The organism is Ruegeria sp. (assembly GCF_040830605.1).
Taxonomy (GTDB): Bacteria; Pseudomonadota; Alphaproteobacteria; order Rhodobacterales; family Rhodobacteraceae; genus Ruegeria.
Window position 1 is genome coordinate 42,523 of sequence record NZ_JBFOMD010000001.1, and the last position, 25,225, is coordinate 67,747.

At 64.7% G+C, this 25,225-nt stretch carries 23 protein-coding genes; 13 read left to right on the forward strand and 10 right to left on the reverse strand.

What is annotated here, in order from left to right; all coding sequences use genetic code 11:
- Positions 1-73: 73 nt before the first annotated feature.
- Entirely contained in the window at positions 74-2,143 is a 2,070-nt protein-coding gene (locus AB3N21_RS00180; RefSeq protein ID WP_367933306.1) for a 4Fe-4S binding protein, read from the forward strand.
- A 2-nt stretch (positions 2,144-2,145) separates the two neighbouring features.
- Positions 2,146-3,318, forward strand: a complete 1,173-nt coding sequence (locus AB3N21_RS00185; protein WP_367933307.1) for an NnrS family protein — start codon at positions 2,146-2,148, stop codon at positions 3,316-3,318.
- A 110-nt stretch (positions 3,319-3,428) separates the two neighbouring features.
- Here the strand turns inward: AB3N21_RS00185 and AB3N21_RS00190 are convergent, their stop codons facing one another.
- Entirely contained in the window at positions 3,429-3,587 is a 159-nt protein-coding gene (locus AB3N21_RS00190) for a hypothetical protein (RefSeq protein ID WP_171177149.1), read from the reverse strand.
- Between the two features lie 250 nt (positions 3,588-3,837).
- On the opposite strand from AB3N21_RS00190, the gene AB3N21_RS00195 reads away from it, so the two are divergent.
- Genes AB3N21_RS00195 through AB3N21_RS00235 form a run of 9 tightly spaced genes read left to right on the forward strand, consistent with a single transcriptional unit; the run spans position 3,838 to position 13,159 of the window.
- Positions 3,838-4,299, forward strand: coding sequence for a hypothetical protein (locus AB3N21_RS00195; protein WP_367933308.1), 462 nt, complete (start codon positions 3,838-3,840; stop codon positions 4,297-4,299).
- The gene (locus AB3N21_RS00200; RefSeq protein WP_367933914.1) at positions 4,299-6,467 is read left to right on the forward strand and encodes a 4Fe-4S binding protein; all 2,169 of its coding nucleotides are present in this window, start codon (positions 4,299-4,301) and stop codon (positions 6,465-6,467) included. Before AB3N21_RS00195 ends, AB3N21_RS00200 begins: the two co-directional genes overlap by 1 nt.
- A gap of 14 nt (positions 6,468-6,481) precedes the next feature.
- The gene (gene nosZ / locus AB3N21_RS00205) at positions 6,482-8,389 is read left to right on the forward strand and encodes a TAT-dependent nitrous-oxide reductase (protein WP_367933309.1); all 1,908 of its coding nucleotides are present in this window, start codon (positions 6,482-6,484) and stop codon (positions 8,387-8,389) included.
- A gap of 1 nt (position 8,390) precedes the next feature.
- Positions 8,391-9,647 (forward strand): nitrous oxide reductase family maturation protein NosD, encoded by a 1,257-nt coding sequence (locus tag AB3N21_RS00210; RefSeq protein ID WP_367933310.1) that lies wholly within the window; start codon positions 8,391-8,393, stop codon positions 9,645-9,647.
- Complete coding sequence (locus AB3N21_RS00215; protein ID WP_367933311.1) at positions 9,637-10,530, forward strand: ABC transporter ATP-binding protein; 894 nt, start codon at positions 9,637-9,639, stop codon at positions 10,528-10,530. The genes AB3N21_RS00210 and AB3N21_RS00215 overlap by 11 nt, the downstream gene beginning before the upstream one ends.
- A complete protein-coding gene (locus tag AB3N21_RS00220; RefSeq protein ID WP_367933312.1) occupies positions 10,527-11,348 on the forward strand; it encodes an ABC transporter permease in 822 nt (273 codons plus the stop codon). The genes AB3N21_RS00215 and AB3N21_RS00220 overlap by 4 nt, the downstream gene beginning before the upstream one ends.
- Positions 11,345-11,863, forward strand: a complete 519-nt coding sequence (locus AB3N21_RS00225; RefSeq protein WP_367933313.1) for a nitrous oxide reductase accessory protein NosL — start codon at positions 11,345-11,347, stop codon at positions 11,861-11,863. The genes AB3N21_RS00220 and AB3N21_RS00225 overlap by 4 nt, the downstream gene beginning before the upstream one ends.
- On the forward strand, positions 11,860-12,762 hold the full coding sequence (locus tag AB3N21_RS00230; RefSeq protein WP_367933314.1) for an FAD:protein FMN transferase: 903 nt from the start codon (positions 11,860-11,862) through the stop codon (positions 12,760-12,762). The genes AB3N21_RS00225 and AB3N21_RS00230 overlap by 4 nt, the downstream gene beginning before the upstream one ends.
- Before the next feature lie 19 nt (positions 12,763-12,781).
- Positions 12,782-13,159 carry a cytochrome c family protein gene (locus tag AB3N21_RS00235; RefSeq protein ID WP_367933315.1) on the forward strand — a complete coding sequence of 126 codons (378 nt, stop codon included), beginning with the start codon at positions 12,782-12,784 and terminating at the stop codon, positions 13,157-13,159.
- 60 nt (positions 13,160-13,219) lie between these two features.
- On the opposite strand, the gene AB3N21_RS00240 is transcribed toward AB3N21_RS00235, so the two are convergent.
- From AB3N21_RS00240 to AB3N21_RS00255, 4 genes are all read right to left on the reverse strand, one after another.
- A complete protein-coding gene (locus AB3N21_RS00240) occupies positions 13,220-14,251 on the reverse strand; it encodes an ABC transporter substrate-binding protein (protein WP_367933316.1) in 1,032 nt (343 codons plus the stop codon).
- Entirely contained in the window at positions 14,221-15,606 is a 1,386-nt protein-coding gene (locus tag AB3N21_RS00245) for a sensor histidine kinase N-terminal domain-containing protein (protein WP_367933317.1), read from the reverse strand. Before AB3N21_RS00245 ends, AB3N21_RS00240 begins: the two co-directional genes overlap by 31 nt.
- On the reverse strand, positions 15,603-16,268 hold the full coding sequence (locus AB3N21_RS00250) for a response regulator transcription factor (RefSeq protein ID WP_367933318.1): 666 nt from the start codon (positions 16,266-16,268) through the stop codon (positions 15,603-15,605). Before AB3N21_RS00250 ends, AB3N21_RS00245 begins: the two co-directional genes overlap by 4 nt.
- Before the next feature lie 108 nt (positions 16,269-16,376).
- Positions 16,377-17,216, reverse strand: a complete 840-nt coding sequence (locus AB3N21_RS00255) for a LysR family transcriptional regulator (RefSeq protein ID WP_367933319.1) — start codon at positions 17,214-17,216, stop codon at positions 16,377-16,379.
- Positions 17,217-17,315: 99 nt separating this feature from the next.
- Here AB3N21_RS00255 and AB3N21_RS00260 point away from each other — a divergent pair, with 99 nt between their 5' ends.
- A complete protein-coding gene (locus AB3N21_RS00260) occupies positions 17,316-17,924 on the forward strand; it encodes an HD domain-containing protein (protein ID WP_367933320.1) in 609 nt (202 codons plus the stop codon).
- Positions 17,925-17,966: 42 nt separating this feature from the next.
- Here the strand turns inward: AB3N21_RS00260 and AB3N21_RS00265 are convergent, their stop codons facing one another.
- Positions 17,967-19,520 carry a trimethylamine methyltransferase family protein gene (locus AB3N21_RS00265; RefSeq protein WP_367933321.1) on the reverse strand — a complete coding sequence of 518 codons (1,554 nt, stop codon included), beginning with the start codon at positions 19,518-19,520 and terminating at the stop codon, positions 17,967-17,969.
- A complete protein-coding gene (locus AB3N21_RS00270) occupies positions 19,517-20,896 on the reverse strand; it encodes an MmgE/PrpD family protein (protein ID WP_367933322.1) in 1,380 nt (459 codons plus the stop codon). Before AB3N21_RS00270 ends, AB3N21_RS00265 begins: the two co-directional genes overlap by 4 nt.
- A 111-nt stretch (positions 20,897-21,007) precedes the next feature.
- Between AB3N21_RS00270 and AB3N21_RS00275 the strand changes: the two genes are divergently transcribed.
- Entirely contained in the window at positions 21,008-21,895 is an 888-nt protein-coding gene (locus AB3N21_RS00275) for a LysR substrate-binding domain-containing protein (RefSeq protein ID WP_367933323.1), read from the forward strand.
- On the opposite strand, the gene speB is transcribed toward AB3N21_RS00275, so the two are convergent.
- The 3 genes from speB to AB3N21_RS00290 all read right to left on the reverse strand — a co-directional run bounded on the left by speB (position 21,871) and on the right by AB3N21_RS00290 (position 25,209).
- Positions 21,871-22,713, reverse strand: a complete 843-nt coding sequence (gene speB, locus AB3N21_RS00280) for an agmatinase (protein WP_367933324.1) — start codon at positions 22,711-22,713, stop codon at positions 21,871-21,873. The genes AB3N21_RS00275 and speB overlap by 25 nt on opposite strands.
- Positions 22,714-22,722: 9 nt before the next feature.
- Positions 22,723-23,892 carry a carboxynorspermidine decarboxylase gene (gene nspC / locus AB3N21_RS00285; protein ID WP_367933325.1) on the reverse strand — a complete coding sequence of 390 codons (1,170 nt, stop codon included), beginning with the start codon at positions 23,890-23,892 and terminating at the stop codon, positions 22,723-22,725.
- 105 nt (positions 23,893-23,997) lie between these two features.
- Positions 23,998-25,209, reverse strand: a complete 1,212-nt coding sequence (locus AB3N21_RS00290; RefSeq protein WP_367933326.1) for a saccharopine dehydrogenase family protein — start codon at positions 25,207-25,209, stop codon at positions 23,998-24,000.
- Positions 25,210-25,225 lie beyond the last annotated feature (16 nt).

Here is a 25,225-nt window from a genome sequence, read left to right on the forward strand (position 1 = left end):
TGGCAGCACGGGCCCCCGGCTGCCTTGACTTTGGTTAAGGTTGGCCCACGCGGATGGGCGTAGCGCTTGGATCATGGAAACGTTGCGACACCGGATCTGGTGCGGCGTGCTTGGCGCGCTTGCGCTGTTGACCGCCACGGCGGCGCCTCTTGTGGCGCAGGACCGGTTTCGCTTCGAGGCCGATATCGCCCCGGCCGAGCCCGACGCCCGACTGGCCGCCGACATGCTGGACCTTCCCGGCCCGGTGATCGTCATCCGCGACACGGACAGCGCGCCGCCCGGCTGGCGGGTCGAGGCGCCGGACGGCACGATATTGGCCCATATCGGATCAAGCTGGGAGATCGCCCGCACCGTCGGCTATTCGGGCCGCCCCATCGACATGCTGGTCGCCGTCACCCCCGACGCCCGCATCGCCAGCGCCCGGCTGATGCGCCATTCCGAGCCGATCCTGACCCTGGGCCTGTCGGACGCCGACATCGCCCGCTTCGTCGGCGGGTTCGGCGGCGTCGATCTGACCGCACCGCTGCAATCGGCAGCGCTGGCCGAGGCGGGCGCCCCCGACATCATCTCGCGCGCCACCGTCTCGACCGGGGTGATCCGCGATGCAATCCTGCGGGTCGGGCGCACGCTGGCCCTGTCGCGCGGCATCCTCGACGCCGGGCGGATCGACCGGGTGAGCTATGCGCCCAGCGACTGGGACGCGCTGCTGGAACAGGGCGCCATCACCCGCCTGCATCTCGACATGACGCAAGCCGCCGAAGGGCTGGCCGGAGCTGAACCGCAGCTGGAACCGGGCGACGGCACCTTCATTGAACTGTTCGCCGCCATGATCGACCCGCCCACCATTGGCCGCACCATCCTCGGCCAGCAAAGCTATACACGCGCCGTGGGCGGCCTGCCTGCCGACAAGGTGGGCCTCTTCGTGGGCTCGCGCGGGCTCTATTCCCATCGCGGGCTCGACTGGCGCAAATCGGGCCTGTTCGACCGGCTCGAAGTGGTGCAGGGCGACCTGCGCCTGCCCCTGCTGCGGCAGGGCTATACCCGCATCGACAAGCTCGCCAAGGGCGCACCCGACCTCAAGGAACGCTCCCTCTTCCAGATCGGCGGCCCGGGCTTCGACCCCGCCGCACCCTTCCAACTCGCACTCACCGCCCGCCGCCCCGGCGCGCAGGGCGAGGTCTCGATGACCGCCGCGCTGGACTACGCGCTGCCCGAGACCTACCTCAACCCGCTGCCGCCCGAGCCGATCCCGCTCTGGCAGGAGACATGGGAGCGCCGCAAGTGGGCCGTCATAGGCGTCGCCTCGATGCAGGTGCTGCTGACCCTGATCCTGCTGGGCCAGGAGTGGATCGTGCGCCGCCCGAAACTCTGGTTCCGCCTGCGGCTCGGGTTCCTCTCGGTCACGCTGGTCTGGCTCGGCTGGGGCGTGAACGGCCAGCTCTCGGTCGTGCAGGTGGTGGCCTTCGTGCAATCGCTGCTGAGCGGTTTCCGGTGGGAGACGTTCCTGATCGAACCGGTGATCTTCACCCTCTGGGCCGGGGTGGCGCTGGGGCTGCTGTTCTGGGGCAGGGGCGTGTTCTGCGGCTGGCTCTGCCCGTTCGGCGCCCTGCAGGAACTGCTCAATCAGGCCGCCCGCCGTCTCGGCGTCAAACAGATCGCCGTGCCGCAACCGCTGCATGAACGGCTCTGGATCATCAAATACACCCTCTTTATCGCCATCCTCGCGCTCAGCTTCTACTCGATGAAAGACGCGCTGATCCTGGCCGAGGCGGAACCCTTCAAGACCGCCATCTCGCTCCGGATGATCCGCGCCTGGCCCTTCGTCCTCTTCGTGCTGGTCCTGCTGACGGCAGGCCTCTTTATCGAGCGTTTCTACTGCCGCTACCTCTGCCCGCTGGGTGCCGCGCTTGCGATCCCGGCCAAGCTCAAGATCTTCGACTGGCTGCGCCGCCGCCCGCAATGCGGTCGCGAATGCCGGTTGTGCGAACCCAAATGCACCGTCGCTGCCATCGACCCGCTGGGCCGGATCAATCCAAATGAGTGTGTCCTATGTCTGCGATGCCAGGTCATCTTCAACGACCCCAACACCTGCCCAACCCTGAAACGCCGGGCGCGGGCCGCACAGCAAAAGGCCACGGCCTAGCCATGCTGAACCGGCTGTTTTCCGAAGGCTTCCGGGTGTTCTTCCTGGCAGCCGGGCTCTATGGCGTCTTCACCGGTCTGATCTGGGTGCTCTATCTCGGCGGCGCCTCCGCCGGCCCGGCATCGTCGCAGGCCCCGGTGCTCTGGCACGCGCATGAGATGATATTCGGCTACGCCACTGCCGCCATTGGCGGCTTCTTCCTGACCGCCGTGCCGAACTGGACCGGCGCCCCGGGCGCGCGGCAGGGCTTCATCGCGCTGGCGGCGGGGTTGTGGCTGGCCGGACGGCTGGCGGTCTGGTACGCGGGGCTTTTGCCGCCGGTGCTGGTCGCGGCGCTGGACCTGTCGTTCATCCCGGTGCTGGCGCTGAAAATCCTCACCCAGCTCTTGAAACGCCCGAAACCGCAGAACGTCATGTTTCTGCTGTTTCTCACCTATATCTGGGCCGCCAACCTGCTGGTGCATCTGGAATGGACCGGAGCGACCAGCGACACCGCCTTGGCCGGTTTGCGCGGCGGCCTGATCGCCGTCACCGCGCTCATCTCGGTGCTGGGCGGCCGGGTGACGCCGGCCTTCACCCGCAACGCCATGAAACGCGCAGGCGTGCCCGAGACGCGCTGGCCGCAAAGCGCCAAACCGGTCGAGCGCGCGGCACTGATCCTCGCACTGCTGCTGCCAATCCTGGTGATGACGGGCCTGCCCGCGCAGGCGATCGCCCCCGCCGCCATCCTCTTCGGCCTGATCCAGATCGCGCGGCTGGCCCGCTGGGGCGGAGCATGGTGCCTGAACAAACCCATCCTGCTCGCCCTGCATCTGGGGCTGGCAATGCTGGCGCTCGGAATGCTTCTCTGGGGGCTTTCGGGTCTGGGCATCGGCAACGAGCTGGCCGGTCTGCACATCCTCGGCATCGGCTGCGTCGGTGGCATGACACTGGCGGTAATGAGCCGCGCCGCGCTGGGCCATTCGGGCCGTCCGCTGGTTGCATCCGCGCCGATGGCGCTGGGCTATGGCCTGATGGCCGCCGCCGCATTGCTGCGCTGGGCGGGAACCGAAATCGACAGCCTCTACCTGCCCGCCATGCTGGCGACCGGAGGTCTCTGGACCGCCGCTTTTACGCTTTACCTCATGGCCATGTGGCCCGCCTTGACCGGGCCTCGCGTGACAACGGTCGAGTGATTGGACGTCCGGGTTTTTGGTGCAGCACGCCGACGCTGTTCGGCGGCACTATGCTCTTCCCATCCTGACCGCGGGCAGGGCCATCCCGCCCCGCCCGCAGCCCGGTGGCGTTACTTGCTGATAATGACAGCGTCCTGGCTCACCGGTTCAGGGGCAGGTTCCGGGAAAGTCAGAGTAGGGGTCAGGTTGCTCATGTCCACGCTCAGCGCCATCACCGGTGCGGCCATCGTTGCAAGGGTCAATGAAAGGGCAATCATAAGGGGTTTCATGGTCTTTCTCCGATCTGAACTACTCAGTTCACATCACCGAGGTAAACTATGCGGTTCAGTTTTCAACCAGCGAACTGAACTAATTGGTTTACTTTTACGCATATCCGTTATGCAGATCTGAATAGCTCTGCCCGCTGTACCCCCGGCTGACCCCCTGCGGCGATCAGGCCGCGCCCGACCTGACCGAAGTCAAGTCCCTCTGCCCGCTGCGGGTCTAAGACATGGGCCGAAATCCCGAGTCGGAGCCTCCATGTTCGCGCACCGCCCATTGCCACGCCGTCACGTCCGTGCCCCTCGCGCGGCCGCTGGCGGGCTGGGCATCCTCCTGTTGCTCTTGCAATTGCTCAGCCCGGCGCTGGCGAGCGCCGAGCAAGGTGTGTGGATGGAGATCTGCTCGGAGGCAGGGGCGGTGTGGGTCCAGGTCGATCCCGAAGACGGCACCACCGACACCGCCCCTTGCCCGAAATGCGCGCATTGCGCCCTGTGCGCGGTGACCGGGGCCGCGCTGCTTCCGGATCTGCCCGGGATCGCCCGGTCCGGATGTGTACAAACCGGAACGTGGCAGGTCCGCACGGTGTACAAACCGGACAACCCGGCGCAATTCTGGCCCGACAGCCGCGGCCCTCCGCCCGCGCTCCAAAACAGAACCGAACGCGCCCCGCGCGCGTCCATGGCGTCAATCCAAGTAACCGGAGGTGCGCCGTGGTCCTGATGCGAGCAACCTATTTTCTGCTGGCCCTTGCCCTATCCTGCCTGATGGCGCTGAGCGCTCAGGCCGACAGCCTCGCCAGCTTCCTCCCCGAGATCGAACCCGCCGAACTCGCCCCCGGCGCCGACGCCTTCGGCGCGGTGCGCGAGGACGTGAAAGTCGCCCCTGTTCTGAAGGGCGGCGAGACCGTCGCATGGGCCTTCCTGACCTCGGATTTCGTTGGCACCACGGGCTATTCCGGCAAGCCCATCCACGTGGTTGCGGCCATTGACGCCGACGCGGTGCTGACCGGTGTGAAACTGGTCAAACACTCCGAACCCATCGTTCTGATCGGCATCCCCAACTCGAAAATGGTTGCTTTGACAGAGGGTTACGCGGGCCTCGACCTCAAGCGCGAGGCCGAGACCGGTGGCGAGGGCCATGACCTCGACATCATCTCGGGCGCGACGGTGACCATCATGGTGATCGACGACAGCCTCGTGCGCGCCGGCATCAAGGTGTCCCGCGCATTGGGCCTCGGCGGTCTGTCCCCGGTTCAGGCAGACGGGCCCAAGCGCGAGATCGACACCGGGCTGAGCGAAACCTATGACTGGGCAACGCTTTCGGGCGATGGCTCGGTGCGCCGAATGACGCTGGACATCGGCCAGATCAACGCGGCGTTCGAGGCCACCGGCGACCAGCGCGCCATCAGGCGCCCCGAACCGGGCGAACCGGATGACACCTTCATCGACATGCACATGGCGCTGGTCTCGGTGCCCTCCATCGGCAAGTCGCTCTTGGGTGAGGCGGAATATGCCAATCTTGTCAACTGGTTGGACGAGGGTGAACACGCCATCCTCGTACTGGGCCGCGGCGCCTACAGCTTCAAGGGCTCCGGCTATGTCCGCGGCGGTATCTTCGACCGCATCCAGCTCATTCAGGGCGACCGCTCGGTCCGCTTCTTCGACCGTCAACAACGTCGCCTGGGCGAGGTCGCGGCCCCCGACGCACCCAGTTTCACCGAGCTCGACATCTTCAGGATCCCCGCCGATTCCGAGTTCGACCCCGCCGAACCCTTCCGCCTGCAACTGCTGGTGCAGCGGGCCGTGGGCGCGGTCGAGAAGACCTTCCTGACCTTCGATCTGGGCTACAAACTGCCCGAAAGCTACCTGCTCCCCCTTGCCGCGCCTGCGGTGGTTGAGGATGCCACCGACGAGGCCGCCGCCAAGGCCGCGCTTTGGCAGCGGATCTGGAAGGACCGGACCGTCGAGATCGGCGTCCTCGGCGTAATGCTGCTGGTGCTGACCGGGACCTTCTTTTTCCAGTTCCAGGCCACGGCCAATGCGCGCTTCTTCTACTGGTTCCGCATCGGCTACCTTACCCTCACGCTGTTCTTCGTGGGCTGGTACGCCAACGCGCAGCTCAGCGTCGTCAACCTGATGGCGCTGGCCGGAAGCCTGCGCACCGGCTTTACCTGGGACGCCTTCCTGCTCGACCCGCTGGTCTTTATCCAATGGTTCGCGGTGGCCGCCGCACTGCTGTTCTGGGGCCGGGGTGCCTATTGCGGCTGGCTCTGCCCGTTCGGCGCCCTGCAGGAGTTGACCAACAAGATCGCGCGTGCCTTCCGCGTACCGCAATGGACGCTGCCCTGGGGGCTGAACGAACGCCTCTGGCCGCTGAAATATATGATTTTCCTTGGTCTTTTCGGCCTCAGCATGGTCTCGATCCCGCTGGCGGAAACCTATGCCGAGATCGAACCGTTCAAGACCGCGATCATCCTGAAATTCGTGCGCGACTGGCCGTTCGTGGTCTTCGCCGTGGTCCTGCTGCTGATCGGGCTGTTCATCGAGCGTTTCTACTGCCGCTACCTGTGCCCGCTGGGCGCGGCGCTGGCGATCCCCGCGCGCATCCGCATGTTCGACTGGCTCAAGCGCTACAAGGAATGCGGCACCCCGTGCCAGACCTGCGCCAATGAATGTCCGGTTCAGGCGATCCACCCGACCGGTGAGATCAACCCGAACGAATGCGTCACCTGCCTGCACTGTCAGGTCCTTTATCAGTCCGAGAGCAAATGCCCGGTGGTGATCAAACAGATCAAACGCCGCGCCAAGGTCGGCACCGCCGATCTGAAGGGGGCTCTTGGACAACCACCGGCGAACCATCCGAACGCCAAACCGCAAACCGTTTCCTAAAAGGAGGAACGACCATGTCGGAACACGACAAGACCCTGAACGTCACACGCCGCGGAATGCTGGGGGCAACCGCGACGGGGGCCGTGCTGGCCGGAACCGGTCTGGGCGCGACCCTGATGACCGCGAAAGAGGCCAGCGCCGCCGCCAACGCCCATCTGGAGCCCGGCGAGTTGGACGAATACTACGGTTTCTGGTCCTCGGGCCAGACCGGCGAGCTGCGCATTCTGGGCGTACCTTCGATGCGCGAGCTGATGCGGGTGCCGGTGTTCAACCGCTGCTCGGCCACCGGCTGGGGCCAGACCAATGAATCGCTGAAGGTTCTGACCGAGGGCCTGCTGCCGGAAACCAAGGAATATCTGGCCGCAAACGGCAAGGTTACCTATGACAACGGCGACCTGCACCACCCGCACATGTCCTTCACCGATGGCACCTATGACGGCCGCTATCTGTTCATGAACGACAAGGCCAACACCCGCGTGGCCCGCGTGCGCTGCGACGTGATGAAATGCGACAAGATCATCGAGATCCCGAACGCGCATGACATCCACGGCCTGCGTCCGCAGAAATACCCGCGCACCGGCTATATCTTTGCCAACGGCGAGCACGAGGCACCGCTGGTCAACGATGGCGAGATCCTCGACGATCCATCGCAATACGTGAACATCTTCACCGCCATCGACGGCGACACAATGGAGATCGCGTGGCAGGTGATGGTGTCGGGCAACCTCGACAACACTGATTGCGACTATCAGGGCAAATACGCCTTCTCGACCTCGTATAACTCGGAAATGGGTATGAACCTGGCCGAGATGACCGAGAACGAGCTGGACCATGTGGTCGTGTTCAACCTCAAAGGCATCGAAGAGGCCGTGGCCGCCGGGAACTATCAGGAACTGAACGGCGTCAAGGTCGTGGACGGTCGTAAAGAGGCCGGTGGCAACCTGACCCGCTACATCCCGATCCCGAACTCGCCGCACGGTGTGAACGCCGCGCCCGACAAGAAACACATCATGATCAACGGTAAGCTGTCGCCGACCGTATCCGTGATCGATGTGGAGAAGGTCGACGCGCTGTTTGCCGACAACGCCGATCCGCGGTCTGCCATCGTGGCCGAACCGCAGCTGGGTCTTGGCCCGCTTCACACCGCGTTCGACGGCAAGGGCAATGCCTTCACCACTTTGTTCCTAGACAGCCAGGTGGTGAAATGGGACATCGCCAAGGCCATCGAAGCCTATGCCGGTGCGGACGTCGACCCGATCGTCGACAAGGTGGACGTGCATTATCAGCCGGGCCACAACTCGACCTCGATGGGGGAAACCGCCGAAGCCGACGGCAAGTGGCTGATTTCGATGAACAAGTTCTCGAAAGACCGCTTCCTGAATGTGGGTCCGCTGAAGCCGGAAAACGAGCAGTTGATCGACATCTCGGGCGACAAGATGAAGGTGGTCCATGATGGCCCGACCTTTGCCGAGCCGCACGACTCGATCCTTGTCCACCGCTCCAAGGTGAACCCGGTCAACGTCTGGGACCGCAACGACCCGATGTGGGAAGATGCGCGTCAACAGGCGGCTGCCGATGGTGTCGATCTGGAAGAAGGCGCCGAGGAACCGATCCGCGACGGCAACAAGGTCCGTGTCTACATGACCTCGACCGCGCCTGTCTTCAGCATGGAGAAGTTCTCGGTCAAGCAGGGCGATGAGGTGACCATCTATGTCACCAACCTGGATGACGTGGACGACGTGACCCACGGGCTGTGCCTGTCGAACTTCGGCATCGCGATGGAGGTCGCACCGCAGGCCACCGCTTCGGTCACCTTCATCGCCGACCGTCCGGGCGTGCACTGGTACTATTGCCAGTGGTTCTGCCACGCGCTGCACATGGAAATGCGCGGCCGGATGTTTGTTGAGCCGCGGAGCGCATAAAATGCGTTGGCCCCTGCTCATACCGCTCCTGCTCGGCTCGCCCCTTTGGGCGGCGGATTGGGATGTGCCCAACCGGGCGGGGGCCATCAACGAGATACTGGCGCAGGCGGCGGATGGAGACACCCTCCGCCTGAGCCCGGGTGTCTACACCGAAACATTGGTGCTGGACCGGCCCGTCACAATCGACGGGCTGGGACAGGCCACCATCGACGGGCAAGGCGCGGGCAGCGTCATCACCGTGACCGGGCCGGGCGTGACTGTGCGCGGGCTGACGGTGATCGGCTCGGGCTCGGGCCATGACGGGATTGACAGCGGCATCCAACTGACCAAGACGGCCACAGCGCCGGTGGTCGAGGACAACGTGCTGCTGGGCAACCTCTATGGCATCGACATTCACGGCGCCAAGGACAGCATCGTCCGCGGCAACCGGATCGAAGGCCGCCAAGACCGCCACATGAATGCGCGCGGCAATGGGGTCTATGTCTGGAACGCGCCGGGCGCGGTGGTTGAAGATAACGACATCCGCTATGGCCGCGACGGGATCTTTGTGAACTCGTCCAAGAAGAACACGTTCACCGGCAACCTGTTCCGCGATCTGCGTTTCGCCGTTCACTACATGTATGCCGATGATTCGGTTGTTTCCGGCAATATCTCGGTCGGAAATGACTTAGGTTATGCCGTCATGTTCTCGACCAACGTAAAGGTCGCCGACAATGTGTCGATCGGCGACCGAGAGCATGGCGTGATGCTGAACTATGCCAACAAGAGCGTGATCACCGGGAATGTGGTGAAGGGTGCAAAGGAGAAATGCACCTTTCTCTACAATTCCAACAAGAACGAGTTCACCGACAACTGGTTCCAGGGCTGCGGCATCGGCATTCACTTTACCGCCGGCTCGGAACGCAACCGTATCCTCGGCAACGCATTCATCGGCAACCGGACCCAGGTGAAATATGTCTCGACCAAATGGGTCGAGTGGTCCGAGGATGGGCGCGGCAATTACTGGTCCGATTTCGCCGCCTATGATGTGGATGGCAACGGCATCGCCGATGCCCCCTATCGCCCCAATGACAGTATGGACCATGTGCTGTGGACCCAACCCGCAGCCAAACTGCTGCTCGGCTCCCCCGCCGTGCAACTGGTGCGCTGGTCGCAATCGGCCTTCCCGGCGCTGCTGCCGGGGGGCGTGATGGACAGCAATCCACTGATGCAAGCCCCTGAACCCCCAGCTATGAAAAAGGTGCCTCATGACGGATAAGGCCCTGACCATCGAACATGTGAGCAAGGACCGGGGCAAGACCCGCGTTCTGGACGACATCGACCTGACCCTGGCCCCCGGCGAGCGCATGGCGCTGCTGGGCCATAACGGCGCGGGCAAGTCGACCCTGATCAAATCCATCCTCGGGCTGACGCCCATCCATGGCGGTGCCATCCGCGTGGGGGATGCTGCCCCCGGCAGTGCTTCGGCCCGTCGCGATACCGCCTATCTGCCGGAGGCCGTCTCATTCCATCCCGCCCTCACCGGGCGCGAGCAACTGACCCTGTTTGCCCGGCTCTCGGGCGAAAAGGCCGATGTTCCCGGCCTGCTTGAGCGTGTCGGCCTCCGCGACGCGCTTGACCGCCGCATCGGCACCTATTCCAAGGGGATGCGGCAGCGTCTTGGTCTGGCGCAGGTGCTGTTGGGCCAGCCGAAAGTGGCGCTGTTGGACGAGCCGACGAGCGGTTTGGACCCGATCTCGCGGCAAGACCTTTATGCCATCATCGACGAGCTGGCGGGGCAGGGGACGGCGGTACTGATCGCTTCACATGCCCTGACCGAGGTCGAGGCCCGCACCGACCGCATCGCCATCCTGCGCAAGGGGCAGATGGTGGCGGATGACACGCTGGCCAACCTGTCGGCACTGGCCGGCTTGCCGATCAAACTGCGGGTGCGGGCGGCTGAGAATGCCGACACGCTGGCCGCTCAAATCGGTGGCAACCGCATCAACGGCGCCTCGGTCGAGCTGCTGTGTTCGCCCGCCGACAAGATGGAGGCGCTGCGCCGCATCGCTGCGATGGGTGAAGCGGTGGCGGATGTCGAAATGACCCCGCCGAAGCTGGAAGACCTCTATCGCCACTATGCACGGGAGGCCTTGCAATGACCCGTTTCTTTGCCATTGCCCGCGCCGAAATGCTGATCCTGCGCCGCAACCGCTGGCTGCTGGTGGCCACGCTCATCATGGTGCTGTTTGCGCTGGCGCTGACCTTTGCGGGCAGCGCCCCCACCGGCACGCTGGGTGTCGACATGCTGACCGTTTCCGTGGCGTCGATGACCACGCTTTCGGTCTATCTCGCGCCGCTGCTGGCGCTGATGATCTCGTTCGACGCCATCGCCGGCGACGTAGACCGGGGCAGCCTTGCGCTGGTTCTGTCCTACCCGGCGGGGCGTGGAGAGATCCTGTTGGGCAAGTTCACCGCCCATCTGGCGGCGCTGGCCTTCGCCATGACCATCGGTTTCGGCACCGCAGGCGCCGTCGCGGCGTGGTTTGGCGGAGCGGGTCCCGAAAGCCTGCTGGCGCTGGTGCGCCTTATCCTCACATCCATCCTGCTGGGCGCCGTGTTTCTGGCGCTGGGATACCTGCTGTCCGCCCTGGCACGGGGCGCCACGGCGGCGGCAGGTCTGTCGGCCGGGCTCTGGCTGGTCTTTGTCGTCCTCTATGACCTGGGGCTTTTGGGGGCCGTGGTCATGGATCAGGGCGGCACCTTCACCCGATCCGTCTTTCCATGGGTGATGGTGGCCAACCCGGCCGACGCATTCCGTTTGTGGAACATCGCCGCGACCGAGGGCGTGGCGATGGCCTCGGGTATGGCCGGTGCCGCGCAGGCCCTGCCCGTCTGGGCCGCGCCCGCCTCGCTTTTGATCTGGCCGGTGCTGGGGTTCATCCTCGCGCGCGCCGCATTCCGGAGGGTCGAGCCATGAGACACCTCGCCCTGATCGCACTGGTCGCATTGGCCGCCTGCAAGGAGGAGCAGGCCGCAGCACCCCCTGCGCCGGTCGAGCTGACCGAAACTGCGCTCAGCTATTTCTGCCAGATGAACATCGCCGAGCATGGCGGGCCCAAGGGACAGATCCATCTGGAAGGCTATCCGGCGCCACTCTTCTTCGCGCAGGTGCGCGACATGCTGGCTTATCTCAAAAGCCCCGAGCGCGACGCCGAGATTACCGCCGTCTATGTCAGCGACATGACCGTGGCGCCGAACTGGCGAAACCCCGGGATCTCGAACTGGATCGCCGCAGATGGCGCGCTATTCGTCGTTGGCGCGGGGGTGGCAGGCGGCATGGGCGCGCCCGAGGTGGTGCCCTTTGCCGACAGCATCGGGGCCGAGGCTTTCATCGCCCGCTATGGCGGTTCGGCCATGCCCCTGACGGATATTCCGGACGAGGCCGTTCTGGGCCCCGTCGATCTGGACTTGAAACTGGAGACACCGGCATGACCCATCTTTCACGCCGCCGCTTTTTGACCATCTCTGCCGCCTGCGCCGCGTTGCCCACGGGCGCTTTGGCCACCCCTGTTGCGCATTGGCGGGGCAATGCGCTGGGCGCCGGGGCAAGCCTGCGGCTGGAGGGGCTGACGGATGTGCAAGCCGCGCCGGTCATCGCCTCGGTCGAGGCCGAGCTGGAGCGGCTGGAGCGCGTCTTCAGCCTCTACCGCCCGGACTCGCAGCTCAGCCGGTTGAACCGGGATGGGCGGCTGTCCAACCCGGCGCCGGAACTGCTGGATGTGCTGAGCCTGTCGACCGCGCTGCATGACGCCACCGGTGGGGTCTTCGATCCCAGCATTCAGCCGCTCTGGGTGGCGACGGCGCAGGGTGCGAACGGGGATGATCTGAACCGCGCGAAATCGGCTGTGGGGTGGAGCCAAGTGCACATCCATCGCGACGAAATCCGGCTGGACCAGCCGGGGCGTACCGCCCTGACGCTCAACGGTATTGCGCAGGGCGCGATCACCGACCGGGTTGCGGCGCTGCTGCGCGGGCAGGGGCTGACCGATGTGCTGGTGGATATGGGCGAGATCGCCGCCCTTGGCACCCGCGCCGACGGCGGCGCGTGGCGGGTGGGGCTGGCCGGACCGGACGGAGCGGTTGCGCAGCGGATCGCCCTGCGGGATCGGGCGGTGGCGACCTCATCACCGATGGGCACGGTGCTGGGCGAGGGGCAGGGCCATATCCTGAATCCGACCGGGCAGGAACCGCTGCAGCAGACCGTGGCTGTCTCGGCCCCAAGTGCTGCGCTGGCCGACGGGCTGTCGACCGCGCTTTGCCTCATGCCGCGCGACCGGGGCGCGCAGGTTCTGACACGTTTCCCCGGAACCAAGCTGGAATTGTTGATCTGAAAGACGGAAAGGAAACCTCATGATCAAACGTAGCCTGATCCTTGCAACCCTCGCTTCGGCGCTGGCACTGCCGGCACTGGCCGAAGGCGACGCCGAGAAGGGCGAGAAAGTCTTCAGGAAATGCAAGGCCTGCCACGCAGTGGGCGAGGACGCCAAGAACAAGGTAGGTCCGCAGCTGAACGGTATCATCGGCGCGCCCGCCGGTCAGGTCGAAGGGTTCAAATACTCGTCCGCCCTGACCGAAGCCGCCGAGGGCGGTCTGGTCTGGGACGAGGCCAGCCTGGCCGAGTTTCTGGCCAAGCCCAAGGACTTCATGAAGGGCACCAAGATGTCCTTTGCGGGCCTCAAGAAAGAAAGCGATCAGGCCGACGTCATCGCGTATCTGAGCGGTTTCTGATCCATATGCGAACCCGGTTTGAGCAGGGCCGGGTTCCACTTTTTCGGCATAACGACGGAATCACTCCTGCCGCAACGCGCTGACCCATTCGCCGAGGAAGCGCTTGCGTTTTTCCCTGTCCTGATAGACCAGCAGACCCGGCCCCAACTGAATCGGCCGCCGCGCGCTTTCGCTTGGCCCGGGGGCGCCCAGAGGGTGGCGGAACGGGTATTCCGGCGCCGGAGGGTTGGACCACGCAGCGGTGATCAGGTGATCGACGAATGCCTCGGCCAGTTCAGGCTGCGCGGCATCGTTCAGCAGGATGGCCGAGCGCATCATCAGATGGGTGTAGTCCTCGGGGTCGATCACCACGATACGATCCGCCAGATCCGCCCGCGCCCGCGCATAGCTGCCGAGCACGTTATAGGCCACGAAGATCTCCCCATCTGCCACCTGCTCGATCATCGCGCCGGAGCAGCAATATAGCTGCAAATCCAGCCCGCCCATCAGCTCCATCAGCCGCCAATAGGTCTCGGACGTGCGGGCGTCCTGTGTGGCAAAGAGGTAGCCCAGACCGCTGACCGAGACGTCATAGGTGCCGATACGGCCCCGGAACCGGTCGGGCTGTTCGCGCAGCAGCGTGATCAGCGCCTGCCGTGTGCGTGGCATCTCGGCCTCGGTCAGTGCGGTGGCAGAGACCACGATCGAGGCGGGTTCCTGCGAGAACGCAAACACGTGATTGCGCCATTCGCCCCAGTCGGGGATCAGCGCCGTGGCCGAGGATTGGTGCGGGCGGGTAAAGCCGTCATTGGCCAGCTTGGTCTGCAGGTCCATGGCCGAGGACAGCGCTACATCAAAGGCCTGCCCCTCATCGGCGATGGCCTTCATCAGCTCGGAACTGCTTGCCACCACATAATCGACTGCCACCCCGGGGCGGTTACGCAGAAAACTCTCCATCAGCGGCGCCAGAATGTCGAAATCGGTGGTCGATATGACCGAGAGCGCGCGGGCATTCTCGGGGCCGACCCATTGCCGGTCCTCGATCTCGAAGGCGCTGGCCGAGACGCCCCACAGGCTGGCGATCAGTGCGAGGGAAAGCAGAGGGTTACGCATGCACCGGCTCCGGATTTACTGGTTTCGATGGTCAGGGTGCCGCCATGGGCCTCGGCCACTTCGCGGGCAATGGTCAGGCCCAGCCCGGAGCCGACGACGCCTTGGGTATTCTCGCCCCGCACGAAACGTTCGGTCAGGGCATGGGTGTCGGTGGTGCCGAACCCTCCGGCCTCATCTTCGATCGACACCCGGGCCTGCGCGCCGTCGCCCGCGACCCGGATATGCACCTGCCGCTCGGGCGGGGAGTATTTGATGGCATTGTCCAGAATGTTGCGCACGGCGTTCTGGATCAGGATCGCATCGCCGGACATGCGGGGGGTGCCGGAGCTGTCGAAATGCAGATCGATATCCTTCAGATCCGCCACCGGGCGCAAACGCTCGACCAGTTCGCGGGCCAGCTCGGCCAGGTCGATATCGGCCCGCTCAAGACTGTCGGTGCGAAACGAGACCATGGCGTGATCCAGCAATTGCCCCGACGCGCGTGAGGTTTCGTCGATGGCGCGGATCATCTCGCGCAGGCTCCCGCGGTTTTCTTCCTTTTCGACCCGCCGCAGGGTGATCTCGGCTTGTGTCCGGACTGTGGCCAGCGGGGTTCGGACCCGGTGCGCGGCCTCGGCAATGAAATCCTCGGACCGGGTCAGGGATACGCCCAGCCGGTCGATGAACGTGTTGAGCGACGAGACCAGCGGCGCCATTTCCGACGGTACCGGGCGCGACACCGGGCGCAGGTCCTTGGGTCCCCGGCGCGAGACGGCCTGTGCCAGCGATTTCAGCGGGCGGACGCTGGATTGTGCTGACCAGATCGCCAATGCCGAGGACAACACGAAGAACCCGATCCCCAAATAGAGCGCTGACCGGGACAGCCGCGCGAGAATAGCGGCCTGACCGTTCTGCGTCTGCGCCACCGACACCTCGATATCCGTGGGCGCGCCGTTCAGAGAAAGGCGCCGGGACGAGGTCACCATGCGGATGGTCTCGCCCTTGTAATCCAGCGTCTCGAACACGGGCTGACCGGCCCGCACGGTGGCTTCGCCTGCCGGCAGGTCCGAATATCCGGTCAGCACCTCCCCGGCGCGCGAGACGCGATAGAACACCCGGTCGTCGCTGACATTGCCCAGCATCGACAGCGCCGCATAGGGAAGATCGACCGACACCTCGCCCGCATTCACCGCAACCGAATCCATGATCGAGGTGGCCGAGGCAAAAAGGATGCTGTCATGGCTCTCCTCGGCCACATCCCGCACGAACCCCAGCACAGTCACGAACAGGATGGCGGCCAGCAGCGCGGCGCTGCCCAGCAACTGCAACAACAGCCGCCTGCGGATCGACCCGCTGACATGGGCCCGCCGGGTCATTGCAGCGACATCCGGTAACCCAGGCCGCGCACGGTGGCGATCTCGACGCCTGAGCCCACCAGATGCTTGCGCAGGCGGCCCACATAGACCTCGATAGCGTTTTCCGAGACATCCTCTTCATAGGAAAACAGCCGGTCCACCAGCTTGGCCTTTGAGAATATCCGGTCCGGCGCGCTCAGAAACACTTCGAGCAGGCGGAGTTCCTTGTTCCTGAGCGAGATGGTCTGATCCCCGATCGACAGGGTTCCAGCCATGGGATCGAAACACAGATTGCCGAAGCGCCGCTCGTTCGAACTGCCGCCGCCACGCCGCCGCAGAACCGCCCGGCAGCGCGCCTCAAGCTCGGAAAAGTCGAAAGGTTTGGTGATGTAGTCGTCGGCGCCCAGATCCAGCACGCCCACCCGGTCGGAGACTTCAGAGCGGGCGGTCAGCACGATGACCGGCGTTTCGATCTGACGGTCGCGGTGCTGCTTCAGGAAGGTTCGGCCATCGCCGTCGGGCAGCATGATATCCAGCAGGATAAGGTCGTAGTCCGTGGTGGCGGCAAAATCCTCGGCGCTTTGCACATCCGGCGCGTGATCCACCACATGCCCGTCCAGCCGCAATCGGTCGAGGATGGCCTTGGCCAGGCTGGCATTGTCTTCGACCAGAAGGAATCTCATCTTGCGTGTCCTTGCCCGGTGGTCGGGATGGGTTGTTCCAGTCATGAGCCCGGAAGCGGCGATTTGTCAAATGGGCGGGCGGGATAGGGGCATCCGTTGCGCCTTGTTTCACGCGGCGCGCAGATCGCGCAGGCAACTCAGGATCTCGTCGAACTGCGCGCGCCGGGCCGGGTCGGGGTGAAACACCAGATAGAGCGGCAACAGCAGGTCCTCGGCCTCCGGTACCCGCACCAGCTCACCGCTTTGCAGGTGCTGCGAAACCACATAATCCGGGAAATACCCCCGCCCGCCGCGCCGCAGCACATAGCGCAGCGCCATCATGCAATTGCCCAGAAAGATGGTCTGACCCGAGGCCTGCCGGGCCACGTTGCGCACATGGTCCTGATAGCGCTCGCCAAGCTCCAGATTCACGAACAACGCCTCTGTGGCCTCGGACTGAGGGTTTTCGACTAGGATCAATCGTTCCGGCGGCAGTTCCTCATGCAAGGTTTGGCGGTCGCGGGGCCTCTCATGGGTCAGCGCCGCGTCCAGCACGTGCGAGGCGACGGCCTCGGCCACGTTCAGATCGTGGTCGTAGTTCAGGGTCAGCAGCAGTTTGCCGAAATTCTCCTCAAGACTGATCGCCAGATCGACCAGCAACGGGTCCCAGATGCTGAGCTGCGCGCCCAGCCGGATCGATACGCGGTTGGGCTGTTGCCCCGGCAACTCGCGCGAGGAAAAGGCCCAGAGCGCAACCATCTGCTCGGCATAGGGCCGGAACTGGCGCCCGAAATCGGTCAGCGCGGTGCCGCCCGCGCCCCGGGTGAACAGCGTCTGACCCACCGCCTGTTCGATCGCGCGGATGCGGGCGCTGACGGCGGTTTGCGTGACATTCATCTTACGCGCGGCAGCGTGAAAGCCACCGGTGTCGGCCACGCAAAGAAAGGTCTCGAGCGCTTTGATCTGCATATGAAACTATTTCTTCATCAGAACGAGCAAATCAATTCATTTTGTTGATGGGGCGGCCACGCCTAGACTGGGGTCAAGCGTTCAGAACAGGAAACCGCCATGCTCGACAAAAGCCACAAACCAACCTGGACCAGCTTTGAAGAAGCGACCAAGGCCGATTGGGATGCCGTGATGGATTATGAAGAGGCGTACAACGCCGCTCTGCCCGACCGTATCCTCGACGCCATCCGCTCGTTGGACGAAGAGTGGACACCCTATCCGGTGAACCGCTATCAGCACAGCCTGCAGGCTGCGACCCGCGCCTATGAGGATGGCGCGGATGAGGAGATCGTGGTGGCGGCACTGGTGCATGACGTGGGCGACATTCTGTCCCCTTACAATCACGGCGAGCTGTCGGCGGCGATGATGAAGCCCTACGTCAGCGAGCGCACGCATTGGATTCTCAGGCACCACTGCGTGTTCCAGGGGTATTACTACAACCACCATCTCGGTGGTGACCGCAACGCCCGCGACAAGTATCGCGACAGCCCGTACTGGGAGGATTGCCGCCGCTTCTGCCACGACTACGACCAATGCGCCTTTGACCCGGATTACCCGACCAAACCGCTGGATTTCTTCGAGCCGATGCTGCGGCGCGTGCTCTCGAAGGGTGAGGGGCATATGGAACTGAACGAGACAGCGGAAGAGGCGCACCAAGCCGCTGAGTAGGGATGAAAGGGCCAGAGTATTACTCCGGCCTTTCATGTTTTCTCAAGCAGCGCGGGTGTCGCGCGCAGGGTGAGGCAAGCGGATCGGGTAGTCCCGCCGGATCTCGGCGTCAATCTCTCGCGCCACGTGGTCCGGCGCCGGTTCCGCCAGCAGCGCCCGGGTCCGGGCACGAGCCTGCTCGAGCAAATCGTCCCCCCCGGCATCGCCCCATTCCTGCGGCGTGCGGCGGTCGGCGAGTGCGGGGTAATAATAGTCCGACTGCATTCGGTTCAGCGTCTGATCGGCGCCTAGGAAATGCCCCGGCCCGTTCGTGCAGACTTCGCGGATCACGTCGAAGGCCAGCGTATCCCCGGTCACGTCGATCCCCCGCGTCGCCCGCAGGACCGAGCCGATCAGGTCATTGTCCAGAACAAAGCTCTCTTTCGAGGCCGCCAGCAGCGAGCCATACATGCCCGCCGCCTCATAGATCAGGTTGGCGCCCGCCAGCGCGCTCAGCAATTCGGTGATCCCCTTTTCATAGCCCGCCTGAAAGTCCGGCATCTTGCTGTCGGTCATGCCTGCCGAAACAGCACAAGGAATGCCATAGAACTGCGCCATCTGCGCGCAGGCGGCCATCAGCACGCCCTGTTCGGCGGAGCCCCCCGACATCGCCCCGGTGCGCAGGTCGCTGACAAAGGGCAGCGCGCCGAACAGCGCCGGATGGCCCGGGTTCAGCAGGTTGACATAGACGAGCCCCGCCAGCACCTCGGCGGTCTGCTGTGCCACCGCACCCGCCAGCGGTGCGGGTGAGGTGGCGCCCGCTTGCCCCGCCGAGACCAGTTTCAGCGGCGTGCCGGTGTCGGCGGCGCATTCGATGATGCTCAGCGCCTCTTCTGCGAAGGTGAGCGGCGGGACCACGAAACAGGTGGAGACACAACAGAAGGGACGCGCGCGCCATGCCGCCTCGCCGCCCGCGATGCGGTGGAAGATGTCGATGGCATCCCGCATGGTCTGGGCCGAGCTGAACGAAGTGCCGATGGGCTTGGCAGTGCCCAGGGCGCAGGCATAGGCCGTGTTCAGCTCCATTTCATGCGGGTCGATCAGATCCCGCGCCACCACGGTGCGTTGGAACATGTGGATATTGGGCAGCGCCTCGGCCAGTCGGGCCATGTCGTAAAGATCCTGCAACGTGCTGTCGCGCACCTCACACGTGTCGCTGTCGATGATGTGGACGGCGGCGCCGGACGTGCCCAAGTGGATACGAGTGCCCGATGGGTCGAGGTCGTGTTCCGGCTTTTGGCCACAGAGTTTGAACCCGCGTCCGGCGGTGGCCAGCACCCGCTCGACCATCTCGCGCGGAAACAGCAGGCGGCCCTGTTCGGTGACGCGGCCACCCGCTGCCGTCACGGTGTCGATACAGCGCGGGGTGGCGCGGGCCATGCCGACCTCGGCCAGAACGCGCAGCGCCGTGTCGTGAATGGCGGCGATGCCGTCCTGCGGGATGGGGCGGTAGCGACCACCCTCGATGCCAGGCCAGATGGCCGATGTGGGGCCGGACCCCGCGCCATCGGCGCGGGCGGCACGCCGAGCGGCGCGGCCGGATCTGGAACGGGTCATGGGCGGTCTCCTTTCGCGTCAAGCAGGGACAGGATCGAGGGCGCGCGCGGCCAGTCGACCAGGGCATCGACCCAATCCTGAGATACCGGTCCCGCGTTGACGGTGAACTTGGCGCGGAGCTGCGCCTCGGTCATCGGGTGCTGCGGCGCGCCGATGGGATAGGTGCAGGAGGTGGTGAGTTTGCGCCCGCCGGTCAGGGTGATCTCCAGCCGGTCAGGGTCTTCAGGGGCATAGTTCTGGTCCGGGCGTTTGGGCCGGAACGGGTGCACGCTGGTCTTGGCGATGAGCGCGGCGATGTCGGGATCGTCCCATGTGGGCCGGGCCACATCGGCCAGTGTCAGGTCCTGCCGCGCCAGCCCCATGGCGCAGACGAAGGGTAGGCTGAACAACGCCTCGGAGCGGTACGAGGGTGTGTCGAAGGGCAGGATGGCATAGTGGAAATCCGGCAGGTTCAGGTCGATCCGCTCAATCTGGTTTGGGCTGTCCAGCCCGGGCGCCAGTTCCAGCGCGCAGGTCATGATCCGGTGGGTATAGCCGCAACTGGGCCAGGGTTTCAGGATCAACCCGTATTCCGTCAGGGCCAGCGGCGTGCCCAACCGCTCCAGCGCCGCCTCTATCCGCGCGGGATCGGTCCCTCCGGTCAGCGCCGCCATGCCCTTGGGATGATCCAGAACATGCGCCTGCCCGGTGACGCCCGCCTGCGCCAGAAAGGCGCACTCCACCCCGGCCTGTGCAGCGAACCCGGCCTGCAACGGCTTGGCATTGCTGCCAAACTGGCAGGTATAGCCGGCCGCCCGGCTGGCAGCGAGCGACAGGGCGTGTGCGGTTTGCAGGGTGTCCAGTCCCAGCAAGCGCGCCACTGCCGCCGCAGCCCCCAATGCGCCCAGAGTGGCGGTGGTGTGCCAGCCGCCGTCGTAATGTTCGAAATTCATGGCCTCGCCCAGCCGGGCGATCACCTCGAACCCGGCAAGGTAGGGCGCGATCAGGTCGGCGCCCGACGTGGTGCCTTCTACCGACGCCAGCAGGGCCGGGAGGATGACAACAGTGGGATGGGTATTGCCGGGGGCCTCCCAATCATCGAAGTCCAGCGCATGGCCCGCCACGGCGTTCAGCAGCGCGGCTTGCGGGCGGCCTACCTGCAAATCCGTGCCGTAGACTGGCCAGCGCCCTCCCGATGCGAGGGCTTTCACCCCCGCCTGCGCGTTTTGCGCCACCGATGTGCCCGAGCCCACGAAGATACAGCCCAGACAATCCACCACCCCGTCCCGCAGGGTCCGCAGCGTGGCGGCGTCCGGCTCTAGAGGTGCCGTGGTGACAAACGCTGCCAGCCGCTCCAGCGCGGGGGCAGTTAGGGCAATGGGGCGGGCCTCGGTCATTATCGCGCTCAGCCATTGGGCATTTCGACCGACGCTAGGGGCTTTCCTTTTGTCCGCACATGTCCAAAATGCGAATGGCATTCATTCCGTATGGGAATACAAGTGGCTCGATTGAATTGGAAACTGCTGACGGCGTTCGAGGCGGTCGCCCGCAACGGCACCTTCTCGCGCGCGGCGCAGGAGCTGAACGTGCTGCAACCGGCCATGAGCCGCCGGGTCGCCGCGCTTGAGAGTGAGCTCGGCGTGCGCCTGCTGCACCGCACCCGCCCGGCGGTGACCCTGACGCCCGAGGGCGAGGTGCTGTTTCATGCCGTCGCGGGCAGTCTGATGCAGGTGCAGACGGCGGTCGAGCAGATCCGCCTGCCGACCGAGCGCAATACGCTGGTGGTGGACACGACCATCGGCTTTGCCAGCTGCTACCTGATGCAGCGCTTGCCCGCTTTCCGTGCGGCGCACCCGGATATCGTGGTCGAGCTGGTCTCGCGCGATCTGAGCGACCGGTATCACGAGGGCGGTTCGGACGTGATCATCGTCTTTGATGAGCCCGACCGGTTGCCGGGCGCACGTCAAGCGCTGATCTTTGCCGAAGAGATGGTACCGCTTTGCGCGCCCTCCTATTTGAGTGCTCCATTGGTGGTAGAGGCATTGCCCGAACACCGTCTGCTGCATTTGGTGCATGGCCTCCACACGCGCGATTGGCAGCGGTATCTGGATGGGACCGGCGTCCACGCCGCGCCGCCGGGCTCAGCCGAGCGGTTCACCAGCTTCACCGTTTACCTGCAGGCAGCGCTGAACGGGGATGGGATCATGCTGGGGTGGGAGCATCTGCTGCAGGATCACATCGCCGCCGGACAGCTGATCCGGGTCTGTGCGCGGCGGTTGGAAACCGAGCGTGGGTACTTCGCTTGTGTCACCGGGCGGGCGGGCGAGAGCCGCGCGGCGCGGGTTTTTGTGGACTGGCTGACCGGCCCGGATCAGCAGGCGGCCATAAGGCGATAGACGATCTGGGCGGCGGTGAAATCCCATGCGGCGTTGCCGTCGGGCGCCAGTTCCACCACGTCGAAGCCCACGCATTTGCGGCCTTTCAGCGCGTGTTCGACCAGGTGCAGCGCCTGATAATAGCCTAGGCCGCCGGGGACCGGGGTGCCGGTGGCGGGCATCTGTGAGGGGTCAAGACCGTCCACGTCGAAGCTGACATAGACGAGTTCGGGGAAGTCCTTTGGCAGGTCGATGGCGTGGATGTTGCCGGTAACCAATTCTTCAGCATCCACATGGAATATTCCATTTTGTACACGGGCCTGAGCCTCTTCTGTACAAAATGCACGCACGCCGAACTGGGCCAGACGGACGCCTTCCCCGGCCAGCAGGTGCATGACCGAGGCGTGGGAATGGGTCTCACCCTGATAGGCGTTCCGCAGGTCGGCATGAGCGTCGATCTGGACGATACCAACCGGTTGACCAAGCGCGCGCGTAACGCCGGTCACTGCGCCGTAGGTGAGCGAGTGCTCGCCGCCGAGGGTGACCGGCACCTTGCCCGCGCGAATGGCGGCCTCGGTGCGCTGGGCGAGGCGCTCCATGACTTCGGGCAGCGGACCGTCGCAATCGAGGGGCGCTTCGGTAAAGATGCCCTCGGCGCAGGGCTCGGCATGGCCGGTGATCCGCTCGAGCTCGTTGCTGGCTTCGATGATCGCCTCGGGGCCGGTCGCGGTGCCTGAGCCATAGGACACCGTGCGCTCCAGCGGGACCGGGATCACGCGGAAACGGGCCTCATCACTGCGCTCGGATGCGGTCAGTTCGCTGTCGAGAAAAATGCTCATGCCCAGCCCTCAGGAAAGTCTCTGTTTGAAGTCGTCATAGTCGAACTGCTTCACGATGTTCAGTGCGTCCGTTTCGCTGTTCCACAGCGCGATGGTGGGCAGGGGGACGCCGTTGAAGGTGTTGGTCTTGACCATCGAATAATGCGCCTGATCGAGGAAGGCGAAACGCTGGCCGATGTGCAGCGGCGTGCCCCATGTGTAGTCGCCGATCACGTCACCGGCGAGGCAGGACGGGCCGCCGAGGCGATAGGTGTGACCCGCGTCTGCCTCGTCCATCAGCGCGGGGCGGTAGGGGGCCTCGATCACGTCGGGCATGTGGCAGGTGGCCGAGATATCGGTGATGGCGAGGTTCATGCCGTTTTGCGGCAGGTCGAGGATTTCGCCGATCAGAATGCCCGCGTCTAGGGCCACGGCCTCGCCGGGTTCGAGATAGACCTCGATCCCGTATTTGCTGCGGATGCCTTTGATGAGCTCCACCAGTGCGTCGCGGTCGTAATCGTCGCGGGTGATGTGGTGGCCGCCGCCGAAGTTTAGCCATCTGAGGCTGTCGATGAAGGGCGCGAGTTTGGGTTCGACCGAGGCCCATGTGCGCTGGAGCGGTTCGAACCCCTGTTCGCAGAGCGTGTGCATGTGCAGGCCGTCCACGCCGTTCAGCGCCTGTGCGTCAAGCTGGCTGACCGGGGTGCCAAGGCGGGAACATGGGGCGCAGGGGTCGTATTTGGGGACCTCGCCTTCGGAATGTTCGGGGTTGATGCGCAGGCCGACCTGTTTGCCTGCGGCGCTGGCTTTGGCTAGGAAGCGGTCTTTTTGGGCGGGGCTGTTGAAGATGATGTGGTCCGACAGGGCGAGGATCTCGTCGATGTCGGCATCCTTGTAGCCGGCGCAGAAGGTCGCGACCTCGCCGCCATATTCCTCACGCCCCAGCCGGGCCTCGTAGAGGCCGGAGGCGCAGGTGCCGCCGAGATATTGGCGGATCAGGGGGGCGAGGGCGAACATGGAGAAGGCCTTGAGCGCGCTGAGGACATGGGCGCCGGAGCGGTCGGAGATATCCGCGAGGATGCGCAGGTTTCGTTCGACTGCCTTTTCGTCCACCACGAAGCAGGGCGTGGGGACGCGGCTGAGGTCGAAATTGCGGAAGGCCCCGGCATCGCCCGCCTGAGTGGTCATCATCTCGGCCATGTTCGTTCCCTCGTTTCGAGCGGTGCGCAAGGAAGGCTTTTCGAAAAACCTTCCCAACGCGATTTCGAAATCGCGTTCAAGCCGCTTGCAAGCGGCTTGGCCCGCTCAGAATTCGACCGGTCCGTCCAACTCATGCACCTGCCATGGCAGGCCATGTTCGTTGAGCATGTCCATGAAGTTGTCCGGGTCGAGCTGTTCCATGTTCCACACGCCGGGCTGTACCCAATTGCCCTTCAGCACCTGTGCAGCGCCGATCATCGCGGGGACGCCGGTGGTGTAGGACACGGCTTGCGAGCCCACCTCGGCATAACATTCCTCATGATCGCAGATGTTGTAGATGTAATAGGTCTTCTCGCCCGAGCCGTCCTTGGCCTGACCCGTGGCGATGTCGCCGATGCAGGCCTTGCCCTTGGTCTCCTGCCCCAGATCGCCGGGATCGGGCAGCAGGGTTTTCAGAAACTGGATCGGGATGATTTCCTTGCCGTCGTGCATCACCGGGTCGATGCGGGTCATGCCGACATTCTCCAGCACCTTGGCATGGGTGATGTAGGCGTCGCCGAAGGTCATCCAGAAGCGGGCGCGTTCGATCTCGGGGAAGTGGGTCGAGAGCGATTCCAGTTCCTCGTGATACATCAGGTACATGTTCTTTGGCCCGATGCCGGGGAAGTCGAACTCGACCTTGTGGGTCATGGCGGGCGTGATCTGCCACGCGCCGTTTTCCCAGTGGCGGGCCTCGGCCAGCACTTCGCGCAGGTTGATCTCGGGGTTGAAGTTGGTGGCAAACTCCTGCTCGTTCTGGCCGCCATTGGCGTCCAGCACGTCGATCTGGCGGATCGTGTCCAGCTTGTGTTTCTTGAGCCAGGTGGCGAAGACGGATGTCACGCCCGGATCGAAGCCCGAGCCGAGGATGGCCGTCAGGCCGGCCTCTTTGAACTTGTCCTGATAGGCCCATTGCCAGTGGTATTCGAACTTGGCCTCGTCCTCGGGCTCATAGTTCGCGGTGTCGAGGTAGTGACAGCCCGCTTCGAGGCAGGCATCCATCAGCACGAGGTCCTGATAGGGCAGGGCGAGGTTGACCAGGATCTCGGCGCCGGTGTCCTTGATGAGCTTGACGGTGTCCGCGACGTTGTACGCGTCCAGCGCGGCGGTCTTGATGTCGACGCCCACGCGGCCCTTCACGGCTGCGGCGATGGCGTCGCATTTCGACTTGGTGCGGCTGGCCAGCGTGATCTCGGTAAAGATATCCGAATTCATCGCCATCTTGTGCACGGCGGCGTGGGATACGCCGCCCGCGCCAACAACCAGTGTCTTGCCCATCGGGTTGTCTCCTCTC